Annotated in this window: 8 protein-coding genes; 5 read left to right on the forward strand and 3 right to left on the reverse strand. The window is 65.5% G+C overall.

Annotated elements, in window-relative coordinates; all coding sequences use genetic code 11:
- Nucleotides 1-66: 66 nt before the first annotated feature.
- A complete protein-coding gene (locus AC56LW_RS07565; RefSeq protein ID WP_332530180.1) occupies nucleotides 67-1,005 on the reverse strand; it encodes a LysR substrate-binding domain-containing protein in 939 nt (312 codons plus the stop codon).
- A gap of 162 nt (nucleotides 1,006-1,167) precedes the next feature.
- On the opposite strand from AC56LW_RS07565, the gene AC56LW_RS07570 reads away from it, so the two are divergent.
- Nucleotides 1,168-2,412: a urate hydroxylase PuuD gene (locus AC56LW_RS07570; RefSeq protein ID WP_499633234.1), complete on the forward strand. Its 1,245-nt coding sequence runs from the start codon at nucleotides 1,168-1,170 to the stop codon at nucleotides 2,410-2,412.
- Nucleotides 2,409-3,644 (forward strand): M20/M25/M40 family metallo-hydrolase, encoded by a 1,236-nt coding sequence (locus tag AC56LW_RS07575; RefSeq protein WP_499633236.1) that lies wholly within the window; start codon nucleotides 2,409-2,411, stop codon nucleotides 3,642-3,644. The genes AC56LW_RS07570 and AC56LW_RS07575 overlap by 4 nt, the downstream gene beginning before the upstream one ends.
- Before the next feature lie 4 nt (nucleotides 3,645-3,648).
- Here AC56LW_RS07575 and AC56LW_RS07580 read toward each other — a convergent pair whose 3' ends face one another.
- Nucleotides 3,649-5,343 carry a vWA domain-containing protein gene (locus AC56LW_RS07580; RefSeq protein ID WP_499633238.1) on the reverse strand — a complete coding sequence of 565 codons (1,695 nt, stop codon included), beginning with the start codon at nucleotides 5,341-5,343 and terminating at the stop codon, nucleotides 3,649-3,651.
- Nucleotides 5,344-5,465: 122 nt separating this feature from the next.
- Nucleotides 5,466-7,856 carry a S9 family peptidase gene (locus AC56LW_RS07585; RefSeq protein ID WP_499633240.1) on the reverse strand — a complete coding sequence of 797 codons (2,391 nt, stop codon included), beginning with the start codon at nucleotides 7,854-7,856 and terminating at the stop codon, nucleotides 5,466-5,468.
- A gap of 650 nt (nucleotides 7,857-8,506) precedes the next feature.
- On the opposite strand from AC56LW_RS07585, the gene AC56LW_RS07590 reads away from it, so the two are divergent.
- From AC56LW_RS07590 to AC56LW_RS07600, 3 genes are all read left to right on the forward strand, one after another.
- Nucleotides 8,507-9,151, forward strand: a complete 645-nt coding sequence (locus AC56LW_RS07590) for an ANTAR domain-containing response regulator (RefSeq protein WP_332530185.1) — start codon at nucleotides 8,507-8,509, stop codon at nucleotides 9,149-9,151.
- Between the two features lie 34 nt (nucleotides 9,152-9,185).
- Nucleotides 9,186-10,349, forward strand: a complete 1,164-nt coding sequence (locus AC56LW_RS07595; RefSeq protein ID WP_499633242.1) for a CmpA/NrtA family ABC transporter substrate-binding protein — start codon at nucleotides 9,186-9,188, stop codon at nucleotides 10,347-10,349.
- 255 nt (nucleotides 10,350-10,604) lie between these two features.
- Entirely contained in the window at nucleotides 10,605-11,900 is a 1,296-nt protein-coding gene (locus AC56LW_RS07600) for an MFS transporter (RefSeq protein WP_499633244.1), read from the forward strand.
- Nucleotide 11,901 lies beyond the last annotated feature (1 nt).

Consider the following 11,901-nt stretch of genomic DNA (forward strand, 5'->3'; position numbering starts at 1 on the left):
ACGGTCTCGCGGTGGCTGCGCCCATATCGCCCGGCGGATGGCTGCCAGCAGCCTGCGCATATAGAGCTAGCCCTGCACCAGGGCGCGCGCCGCGCTGCTGACCTGGTCGCGCAGCCATTTGTGCTCGGTCGACTGGTGCACGCGCTGGTGCCACAACTGATAAAAGCGCATCGGCGGAAACTTCACCGGCACCGTGAAGCTTTTCAAAGGCAGCGTCTTCTCGTAGGCGCGGATGAACTGGCGGCCGGTGGTCAGGACCAGGTCACTTTGCGTGAGCATGTACGGGATCACGCCGAAGTAGGGCGACTCCACCGCCACGCGGCGCTGCAGGCCGAGGCGTTCGAGATGCGCGTCGATCACGCCGTGGTACCCGGGCAGCATCTGGGTCGGAGCAACGTGGGGCAGGTCGAGATAATCCTCGAGCGTCATCGCGTCCGGCGCCGTGCGCCGCGCATACGGACTGTCGGCGCGCATCGTGCAGATGATCGGGTCTTCGAACAGCTTCGAGATGTGCAGGTGCGCCGGCGGCTCGTCCCAGTTGGCGATCACCAGGTCCATGTCGCCGTCCGAGAGCATGCGCAGATAATCCTGGCCCGGCCCCAGCGCATGGATCACGACCTTGCTGCCGGGCGAGCCGCGGCGCAGCAGCGCCACCACATTGGGCAGGAAGCGCGCATCGAGGTAATCCGGCGCGGCGATGTGGAAGGTGCGCGTGGCGTCTTCGGGCAGGAACGGCGCCTTGCGCACGAACAGGCTTTCGGCTTCGTCGAGGATGCGCTTGGCGGGCTTGAGCAGACCTTCGCCGTGCTGCGTCGGCACCATGCCGCGCGCGCCGCGCACGAGAATCGGGTCGCCCGTCAGCTCGCGCAGTTTGCGCAGCGACGCCGAGATCGACGGCTGCGGCTGATTCAGTTTGAGCGCCACGCGCGAGACGTTTTTCTCCACCAGCAGCAGGTAGAGGATGCGGATCAGGTGCAGGTCGAGGTTGCGGGGAAGGCTGGACATGGCCGTGAAGTCTTCGTTGTATATCGAGTTGGATATGTCGAATATACGCCGATTTTGTTGTTGCAGAAATGGAAATCAGCGTATCGTCAAGCCGTCGGTCGCCGTGGTTGCACTGGCGCGCTCGCGTAGTTCCCCTTGAATCTGCGACCCTGAAGGACGCCCATGTTCGACCCCGGATACCTGGCCCCCTACGTTCTCGAATGGCTCAATCTGCTGGTGCGCTGGCTGCACATCATCACCGGCATCGCCTGGATCGGCGCATCGTTCTACTTCGTCTGGCTCGACAACACGATCAAGCCGCCGGCGCCTGGCTCGGACCTCGAGCGCAAGGGTGTCGCCGGCGAGCTGTGGGCCGTGCACGGCGGCGGCTTCTACAACCCGCAAAAATACCTGGTGGCGCCTGCGGAATTGCCAAAGGAGCTGCACTGGTTCAAGTGGGAAGCCTATTCCACGTGGCTGTCGGGCTTTGCGCTCCTGACCATCGTGTATTACATGAATGCGAAAGCGATGATGATCGACCGCAGCGTGGCCGATTTGTCGAGTGGGCAGGCGATCGGCATCGGCATCGGCAGCCTGGTCGTGGGCTGGATCGTCTACGATCTGCTGTGCCGCTCTCCGCTGGTGCAGCGCCAGCTGGCGTTTGGCGCGGTGGTCTTCCTGTTCTTGGTCGGCAGCAGCTGGGTGCTTACGCACCTGCTCAGCGGTCGCGCGGCCTACCTGCACGTGGGCGCGATGATCGGCACGATGATGGTGGCAAACGTGGCGATGCTGATCATCCCGGGCCAGCGCAAGATGGTGAATGCCATGCTGGCGGGGCAGAAGCCCGATCCGGTCCACGGCATCAAGGCCAAGCAGCGCAGCGTCCACAATAACTACTTCACATTGCCGGTGCTGTTCATCATGATCAGCAACCACTACGCGATGACCTACAACCACCCGCATGCTTGGGCGGTGCTGGGCGTGATCATGCTGGCCGGCGTGTTGATCCGCCACTTCTTCAACCTGCGCCACAAGGGCCGTATCGAGTGGCGGTACCCGGTGGCGGGGGCCGCGCTGCTGTTGGGTCTTGGCGTGCTGCTGGCACCAGCCAGGCCGGTACGCGTCGATCCGGTCGTTACCACCGCGACCACCGACGCCGCCCGCTTTGCCGAGGTCCGCACGATCATGGGCGCGCGTTGCGTCTCGTGCCATGCAGCGCAACCGACGCAGCCCGGTTTTGCGGCGGCGCCGCTGGGCGTCATGCTCGAAACGCCGGAACAGATCGGCCAACACGCCGCGCGCATCTACCAGCAGACAGTCCAGACCAGGGCCATGCCGCTGGCGAATCTGACGCACATGACCGATGCCGAACGCGCCGTGGTCAAGGCCTGGTTCGAGGCCGGCGCCAACACAGGAAACACACCATGAACGCACTGCAGACACGCCTGGCCGACTGGATCGACGCGCACTTCGATGACGAAGTGGGTTTTTTGCAGGCCGTCGTGCGGATTCCCACCGATACGCCGCCGGGCAACAACGCGCCGCATGCCGAGGCCGTGGCCGACATGCTGGAGCGCGCCGGCTGGCCAGTCGAGCGGCATGCGGTGCCAGCGCAGCAGGTGATTGACTACGGCCTGGAAAGCATCACGAATTTGATCGTGCGCCGGCCGTATGGCGGAGACGGGCCGACGCTGGCGCTCAATGCGCATGGCGACGTGGTGCCGCCGGGCGAAGGCTGGACCCATCCACCATATGGCGCCGTCATCGAAGACGGTTACCTGTACGGACGCGCGGCAGCGGTATCGAAAAGCGACTTTGCCACCTATGTGTTCGCGGTGCGCGCGCTCGAAGCACTGGGCGCGCCGCTGCGTGGCGGCGTCGAGCTGCACTTTACCTATGATGAAGAATTTGGCGGGCTGCTGGGGCCGGGCTGGCTGCTGGAGCAGGGCCTGACGCAGCCCGACTACGTGATCGCCGCCGGTTTTGGCTACAGCATCATCACCGCGCACAACGCCTGCCTGCAGCTGGAAGTGACGGTGCACGGCAAGGCCGGCCACGGCGCGATGCCCGAAACCGCGGTCGATGCGCTGCAGGCAGCCACGCGGGTGCTCAATGCCATCTACGGCGACCTGCCGCGGCTCAAGACCATCAAGTCGGGCGTACCGGGCATCGATTCGCCGACGATGCTCGTCGGGCGCATCGATGGCGGCACGAATACCAATGTGGTGCCGGGCAAGGTGGTGCTCAAGCTCGACCGGCGCATGATTCCCGAAGAAGACCCGGTCGCCGTCGAAGCGCAGGTGCGCGCGCTGATCACGGACGCGGTGGCCGGCATGCCGGGCATCCGGCTCGAGATCCGGCGCCTGCTGCTGTCGCAGGCATTGCGCCCGCTGCCCGGCGCGCAGCCGCTGGTCGAGAGCCTGCGCCGCAACGCACACGCCGTGCTCGGCGAAGCGATTCCCGCCGTCGGCACGCCGCTGTATGCGGATGCGCGGCTATATGGGGAGCGTGGCATTCCGGCCGTCCTGTATGGCGCCGGGCCGCGCACGGTCATGGAGGCGAATGCGAAGAAGGCCGACGAGCGGCTGGCGCTGGAAGACTTGCGCCGCGCCACCAAGGTGGTGGCGCTGACGCTGCTGGACATGCTGGGCGCGCCGTGAACGGTCAAGGCCGCCCGGTTGCCCCGGCCTGGCCCAGCGCTTCAGCCATCCGCACGAGCTTCACGAACTCGGCACGATAACCGTCCGGATCCGTGCCCCGTGCGTCGTTCGCCAGCGTCGCGATGTCCGCATAGCTGTAGTCACTGACCTGCGGCTCGCCGCGCAGGCGCTGGCCGAACGCGGTGACCGCCACGGCGAAGCGCTGGTCGGCCGGCGCGGCGGCCAGCGTGGCGCCCGCCGTTGCCGGGCGCACGGGCTGCTCGGCCAGGCGGCTCTTGCTCTCGCCCGGCAGCTTGTAGCGCACCCGCACGAACGCCAGCTCGTCACTTCTACCCGCCGGGACGGCTTTCTTGCCGGTGCCATAGCGCAGCGGGTCGACCAGTTTGCCTGCGCCCGCTGCCGGCGTGATCTCGTAGATCGCGGTCACCGTGTGGCCGGCGCCCATATCGCCCGCATCGACCTTGTCGTCCTTGAAGTCCTGGCGCGCGAGCATGCGCGTCTCGTAGCCGATCAGGCGATACGCCGCCACGCGGGCCGGGTTGAACTCGACCTGCATCTTGACGTCGTTTGCGATCGGGAACATGGTCGAGCCAAGTTCAGCTTGCAGCGCCTTGCGCGCTTCCAGAAGCGAGTCGATGTAGGCGGCATTGCCATTGCCCGACTGCGTCAGGCGCTGGATCAGCGCATCGTTCAGGTTACCATCGCCGACGCCGAAAATCGACAGGTAGACGCCGCTCTTGCGCTTGTCGGCGATGAAGGTTTCGAGCTGGCGCGGGTCCCTCACGCCGATATTGAAGTCGCCATCGGTGGCCAGGATGACGCGGTTGACGGCTTTCGCATCGTAGTGGCGTTGGGCCATGGCATAGGCGCGCTCCAGGCCATCGCGGCCGGCGGTGCCGCCGGCTGCCTGCAACGCATCGATGGCGTCGATGATCTTCTGCCTGTCGCTGCCCGTCGTGGGTTCGAGCGCCACTGCCGTGCCATTGGCGTAGGTAACGATCGCCACCCGGTCCTGTGCGCGCAAGCCCTGTGCAAACAGGCGAAAGCCCTGCTTGAGCAGCGGCAGGCGGTCCTGCGGGGCCATCGAGCCGGACACGTCCACCAGCAGCACGACATTCATCGGCGGCCGTTCGGCGCGCTGCAGGTCGTAGCCGCGCACGGCCACGTGCAGCAACTGGTTGTCCGCATTCCACGGGCTGGGCATGATGGCCGTGGTCAGCGCGAATGGCTGACTGGCCTTGTTCGGTGCGGCATAAGCGTAGGGGAAGTAGTTCACCATTTCCTCGACCCGCACGGCGGCCGGTGGCGGCATGCGGCCGGCGTTCAGCTGGCGCCGCACATACGCATACGACGCGGTATCGACGTCGCTGCTGAAGGTGGATACGGGTTGTTCTTCGACCAGCACCGCACGGTTGGCCTGGACGTCGGGGAAGCGGTCGGCACCCGGTGCGTACTGTGGCATCGGATAGGGCATCGTGGCGACGCGACGCTGGAAGGTCGTCGGCTGCACGCCGGCGTAACCTGAATACGAGGAGAGCGCGCTGCCGGTGATCTCGACCCGCGTCCCGGGCGCCGGCGGCGGCGGGGGCGCTGCGGTGCTATCCACTTGCAGTTGCTGGGGCGCGCTGCAGGCGGCCAGCAGCAGGGTCGCCGCAAGCAGGGGCAAGGCGGCGGGGAGGGTGGCGCGCGAGCGTGGCATGGCAGGACCTCATGACGTGATGGTTGTCATAAGGTGCACCAGCCGCGCGCCGCCGGCAATCGCGCTTACATCCTGTAATGCCTATGCACGCAGGGTATGCGCAGCGGTTGCCGGCGCGTGGATTACTTCTGCTTGAGCGAGCGCTCGAACAGCTGATAGATCCGGCGGTACTGGTCGTACCACGCTTCCGGCTGCACATAGCCATGGCGCTCGAGCGGGTAGCTCGCCATTTCCCAGTGGTCCTTCTTCATCTCGATCAGGCGCTGCGCCATGCGCACCGAGTCCTGGTACAGCACGTTATCGTCGATCATGCCGTGCGAGATCAGCAGGTGGCCCTTGAGGTTCTGTGCGTACTCGATCGGCGACGATTTTTTATATGCTTCCGGGTCGATGTCCGGCGTGTTGAGGATGTTGGCCGTGTACTCGTGGTTGTAGCTGGTCCAGTCGGTCACGGGGCGCAGCGCGGCGCCGGCCTTGAACACGTCCGGTGCGCGCATCAGGGCCATGAAGGTCATGAAGCCGCCGTAGCTGCCGCCATAGACGCCGATATTGTTGGCGTCGCCCTGCTGCTGGCCGACCAGGTACTTCACGCCGTCGAGGTAGTCGTCCAGTTCCGGGTGGCCCATCTGGCGGTAGATCGCCGTGCGCCATTTGGCGCCATAGCCTTTCGAGGCGCGGTAATCCATGTCCAGCACGATGTACCCCTGCTGCACCAGCAGGTTGTGGAACATCTGTTCGCGGAAGTAGACCGGATAACGCTTGCTGACGTTCTGCAGGTAGCCGGCGCCGTGCACGAACATCACGACCGGATAGGTCTTGCCGGCTTCCAGCTGCGCCGGGCGATACAGCTTGGCGTGTACCGGGTCGCCGCCGGCGCTCGATGGCACGGCGACGTATTGCGGCTCGATCCACTCGCGTGCCTTGAAGTCGGGCGTGCGGGTGTCGGTCAGTTTGGTGGCCGCGCCGCCCGAGACGGGCACGGTCGCGATCTGGATCGGCGTGTAGCTCGACGACCAGTGCACCAGCAGCTTGTTCTGGTCCGGCGACAGGTTGAAGCGTTCGACGCCGTCGAGCTTCGTCACTTCGCGCACCGCGCCGCCCCTGGCGCTCACGGCGCAGACTTCGTAGTCGCCCGGTGCTTCGTGGTTGCACAGCATGTAGGCGGTGCTGCCGTCCGCGTTCCAGCGCACGTCGCTGGCTTCCCATTTGCCCGAGGTCAGCGCGCGTGGCGCGGCCGACCCCATGGTGTCCTGGGTGTACAGGTGCGAGTAGCCCGATTCTTCCGACAGGTACCACAGCGTGCGGTTATCCGGCAGCCAGCCGAATTCGGCGTTGTCGTAATTGACCCAGGCGCCGTCGGTCACGCGGTTCAGGGGTTTCAGCTTGGCGTCACGCAGGTCGACGCTGGCGATCCAGCGGTCCTTGTTGTCGACCGAACGCAGCATCACGGCGACGCTGGCGCCATTGCTGCTCCAGTCGATCGCGTTGCGGCCACCCGAGACGACCACCGGCCGGTTGCCCTTGAGTGGATCCTTCTTGGCAGCGGCGCGCAGCGCGGCCAGCGGATCGACAGTGATGCCCGGAAGGGTGTCGAAGCCGATGTCCTTGACGGTATTGGTGCGCAGGTCGACCAGTTTCAGCGAGTGCGCCGGCGGCATGTTGCGGCCCACGCGCGTGCGCACGTCTTCCGTTTCTTCGTAACCCGATTCGTTCACGTAGCGCGGCATCTTGCCCACGCGGCCCTTGTCGGCGCCCTTGGCGGCGGTGACGACCAGCAGCCAGCGGCCGTCCGGCGACAGCGAACTTGCCTCCAGCGTGACCTTGTCGCCCAGGTAGACGGGCGTTGGCGCCATCGAGGCATCGACGCGGCGCAGTTCGTCGTTGCGGGCGCGCAGCGCGTCGCGGTCATCCTTCTGGCGCTTGAGGTGCTCGATCAGGCGCAGCTCGGTCGCGCGGTAGGCGTCGTCTTCGGGGGCGTTCGGGTCCTTCGCCGCGCGCGGCAGCGCGGCCGGGCCGGTAACCCGGGTCACGCGGTCCCACACATACCAGTCGGTGCCGATGCGGTACTGCACCGAGCGCTCGTCGGCCGCGTACTGCGCGTTGCCGATGCGGCTCGCGCCGCGCGTGACCTGCACCAGTTGGCCCGATTTCAGGTCGCGCTCGAACAGGTCGTTGTTGCGGATGACCAGCATGCGCGTGTTGTTGCGGTTGTAGACCACGTCGGCGCTGTCGATCTTCGTCAGCTCGGCGTCGCTCACCATCTGCGCCTTGCCGGCGTTCGCGCCAGCCTGGAACGTGTCACGCACGGGCGAGCCGGTGCGCTTCTGCTTGTAGTACACCTGCTTGCTGTCCCAGCTGAACCAGGCGTCTTCCACCGGCGTGCCGATCCAGTCGGGATGGCTCATGGCCTGGTCGAGGGTGATGGGTGTCGGTGCTGCTGCTGCCGGCAGTGCGAACGATGCCAGCGAGGCCGCGAACGAGGCCGCAAAGAGGGTGAGTGCAGGTGTGCGCATGGGTATGTGGTAAGTGAAAGAAGGGCTTTCTGGCCAGAAATGCGAATGCATTCTAGCGCAGCCACTTGCCACGGCGCGCAGATCGAATAAGGTTTTTTTACTATAAATACAAACGCCGGCAGTATGTCAATACGGCCGGCGCTCGGTAAAACAGGCGGTTTATTCTGCCTTGACTGGGCGTGTGCCCTGTTGCTTACATTGCCTTGAACGGGCCTTTTGGCGGACGTGGCAGGTACATCGAGACGCGGGCGGCAACGGTCAGCACGGCCAGGGCGATGGTCAGGTATTCGAGTGGATGCATGATTAACCCCGCACCGATGGAGCGTAACCGCCGTGGGCGATGTACAGGTCTTGCGAGAAACTACGGATGGCGGCGATGGCCGCTGCGAAGAAATTGGTTTGCTGGATAGCTGCAGTCATGTTGCGCTCCTGGTTAAATACTGTCATGTTGCGTTGCAGTATAAGAGTCATCGAGTCATAAGAAAACTTTTCATTCGTGATTCCCGCGATTCACGAAACGAATAATTGTTTTGTTGCCCACTGGAAAGATATGCGCTTGACGCATATCTCGACAGTGGATACACGCATAAGAAGGGCAAGGATTCGATGCAATGTGGCAACAAGGTACGATTCTTGCATGCAAAAACGGCATGAAACCGCGAGACACAACAACCCCACATTTGCGCATTGTTGTCGTGCTGTCCGCAACGGCACCAGGCACCGACCCCGACGCGGCCCAGGCAGCGCAGACCCGGCGCAGCACCGCGCTGCGCATTGGCCTGCTCGAATCGGGCTACGATCTGGTTGCATCGCTGCCGGCCGACGTGTTCCTGCCCGAGCGCATCGCGCAGTTGCAGCCCGACCTGATCATCCTCGACAGCGAGTCGGACGCGCGCGACGTGCTCGAACACATCGTGATCGCCACCCGCGACGCGCGCCGGCCCATCGTGCTGTTTACCGAAGATGACGCGCCGGCCAGCATGGATGCCGCACTGGAAGCGGGCGTGTCGGCGTACATCGTGGCCGGCCTGCAGGCCGAACGCGTCAAGCCGGTGCTCGACGTCGCGCTGGCGCGCTTCCGGCGCGAGCAGCGATTGCTCGACGAATTGAGCGACACCCGGCAAAAGCTGGCCGAGCGCAAGGTGCTCGACCGCGCCAAGGGCATGTTGATGACGCGCTACCAGCTGACCGAAGACCAGGCCTACCAGCGCCTGCGCAGCCTGGCCATGAACAAGAACATGAAGCTGGTCGACGTCGCGCAGCGCCTGATCGACGTGGAAGACCTGCTGGGCTGAGCGCCCGGCATCGAAGAAGAACATCAGGAGACCTATGACATTGGCAGGCAAGGGCGCATGGATCGCCGGTACCGACCGTCCCGAGATCGAGACCATCCGCATCGGCTTCATGCCGCTGGCCGACTGCGCGCCGCTGGTGATGGCGTCGGTACTGGGCTTCGATGAACTGTACGGCGTGCGCTTTGCACTGAGCCGCGAACAATCCTGGACCGGCATGCGCGAGCACCTGGTGGGCGGGCAGCTCGATGCGGCGCAGGCGCTGTACGGCATGGTGTACGGGATCCAGAACGGCATCGGCACCGGCCAGTGCGACATGGCCGTCTTGATGAACCTGAACCAGAATGGCCAGAACATCACGCTCTCGCGCACCTGGGCCGACGCAGCAGCAGAGCCGGGCGGGCTCGCGCGCCTGGTGCAGGCCGGGCAGCGCCTGACGCTCGCGCACACGTTCCCGACCGGGAATCACGCGATGTTCCTGTATTACTGGCTGGCGGCGCAGGGCGTCGATCCGATGAAAGACTGCCGGGTGGTGACGGTGCCGCCGGGGCAGATGGCGGCCAGCCTGGCGGCCGGCCATATGGATGGCTTTTGTGCGGGCGAGCCGTGGGGCCAGCGCGCGCTGCGCGACGGCGTGGGCGTGCAGGCCGCGTCGAGCGAGCAGGTATGGCCGAACCATCCCGGCAAGGCGCTGGGCACGCGCGCTGCTTTTGCTGCCACCCACCCCAATGCCTGCCGCGCCATGATCGCCGCGCTGCTGCAGGCCGCGCGCTGGCTCGACGCCTCGCGCGCCAACCGCGAAGCGGCGGCTGAGGTGCTGGCCAGTCCTGCGTATGTCAATGCCAGCCGCGAGACGCTGCAGTACTGCCTGGCCGGGGCTTCTGACGGCGCGGCCTGGCGTGGCCATAACGGCCTGCGCTTCTACGGGGACGGCGAAGCGAACTTTCCGTGGCTGTCCGACGGCATGTGGTTCATGACACAGCACCGCCGCTGGGGCTTGCTCCGTACCGATCCCGATACCGGTCCCGATTACCTGGCGCTGGCGCAGCAGGTCAACCGCATCGACCTGTATCGCGAAGCGGCCGAGCGCACCGGCACGCCACTGCCTGCCGCCACGCTGCGCACGTCCACGCTGATGGATGGGCGGGTCTGGGATGGCAGCGATCCGCACGCTTTCGCTCAAGACCTCGCACCGGCTTGACGCCAATCGCGGTGCATGCGGGTGCATCATCTTGGGGAATGGTGCACCGCAATGCAGCGTCGGGCGGGCGCCGGTTGCCGGCCATGCCCTGAACTGCGCTTGGCACGCCTCTTGCTGATACAGAGCACAGGATCAATGACGATCTCCTTCATATAACGCCAGCCCAACGACGGGCCGGCACCAGGACAACGGCGTCCGCAGCTTCTGCCCCAGGCAGCAGCGCGGACGCCTTTTTGTTTTCCAAGGACGAAAATCATGACCGGCAAAGCAGACAACATCAACCTCTTCTCGTTCCAGGGCGCGCCAATGCGCGCCTTCCACCTGACCTGGGTGGCCTTCTTCATTTGCTTCTTTGCGTGGTTCGCCTGCGCGCCGCTGATGCCCGTCATCAAAGGCGAGTTCGGCCTCTCGATGGAGCAGATCGCCAACATCAATATCGCGGCAGTGGCGATCACAATTTTTGTCCGCCTGCTGGTCGGGCCTCTGTGCGACCGCTACGGCCCGCGCAAGACCTATACGGGCCTGCTGCTGATTGGCGCGATTCCCGTGCTGGGCGTGGCCATGGCGCAGAGCTACGAAACCTTCCTGCTGGCGCGCCTGGGTATCGGCGCGGTCGGCGCCAGCTTCGTCATCACCCAGTACCACACGTCGGTGATGTTCTCGCCGAAGGTGGTCGGCACCGCCAACGCGGCTGCGGCCGGTTGGGGCAATGCCGGCGGCGGCGCAGCGCAGGCGCTGATGCCGCTGCTGCTCACGGCCGTCGTGATGCTGGGCGTGAGCCAGTCGATGAGCTGGCGCGTGGCGCTGGTGGTCCCGGGCGTCATGATGATCGTCATGGCCTTTGTTTACTGGCGCTACACGCAGGATTGCCCGGCCGGTAATTACGACGACCTGCGCAAGACCGGCGACCTGCCGGCCAGCGCCGGCAAGGGCGGCTGGGCCAGTTTCACCGAAGGCTGCCGCAACCACCGCGCCTGGCTGCTGTTCGTCACCTACGGCGCCTGCTTCGGCATCGAGATCTTCATCCACAACATCGCCGCCGTGTACTACGTCGATCACTTCGACCTGACCCTGGGCCAGGCCGGCATGGCCGCTGGCAGTTTCGGCCTCCTGGCGCTGTTCGCCCGCGCGCTGGGCGGCTGGCTGTCGGACCGCGCTGCCAGGGGCGGTGACGTCAATCGCCGCGTGACCATGTTGTTCGTGCTGATGATCGGCGAAGCGCTCGGCCTGTTGTGGTTCGCGCAGGCCGACGGCGTCGTGTTCGCCGTGGTCGCGATGCTGGTATTCGGCCTGTTCACGCACATGGCCTGCGGCGCGACCTACGCGCTGGTGCCCTTCGTGGCGCCCAAGGCGCTGGGCGGTGTGGCCGGCATCGTTGGCGCCGGTGGCAATGTCGGCGCCGTCGCCGCGGGCTTCCTGATGAAAGGCACGGGTGACATCCAGAGCACGCTCACGATCCTGAGCGGCCTGGTGCTGGTGGCCAGCCTGTGCGTGCTTGGCGCGCGCTTCGGCAGTACGTCCCGCGTCCCGTCCGCAACCGTTGCAGCATAAA

The sequence above is a fragment of the Telluria sp. LT2P80 genome, assembly GCF_059685955.1.

Bases quoted from the DNA above. Each gene is read 5' to 3' on its own strand.
- AC56LW_RS07565 (WP_332530180.1), bottom strand. From the start codon at position 1,005: ATGTCCAGCCTTCCCCGCAACCTCGACCTGCACCTGATCCGCATCCTC.
- AC56LW_RS07570 (WP_499633234.1), top strand. From the start codon at position 1,168: ATGTTCGACCCCGGATACCTGGCCCCCTACGTTCTCGAATGGCTCAAT.
- AC56LW_RS07575 (WP_499633236.1), top strand. From the start codon at position 2,409: ATGAACGCACTGCAGACACGCCTGGCCGACTGGATCGACGCGCACTTC.
- AC56LW_RS07580 (WP_499633238.1), bottom strand. From the start codon at position 5,343: ATGCCACGCTCGCGCGCCACCCTCCCCGCCGCCTTGCCCCTGCTTGCG.
- AC56LW_RS07585 (WP_499633240.1), bottom strand. From the start codon at position 7,856: ATGCGCACACCTGCACTCACCCTCTTTGCGGCCTCGTTCGCGGCCTCG.
- AC56LW_RS07590 (WP_332530185.1), top strand. From the start codon at position 8,507: ATGAAACCGCGAGACACAACAACCCCACATTTGCGCATTGTTGTCGTG.
- AC56LW_RS07595 (WP_499633242.1), top strand. From the start codon at position 9,186: ATGACATTGGCAGGCAAGGGCGCATGGATCGCCGGTACCGACCGTCCC.
- AC56LW_RS07600 (WP_499633244.1), top strand. From the start codon at position 10,605: ATGACCGGCAAAGCAGACAACATCAACCTCTTCTCGTTCCAGGGCGCG.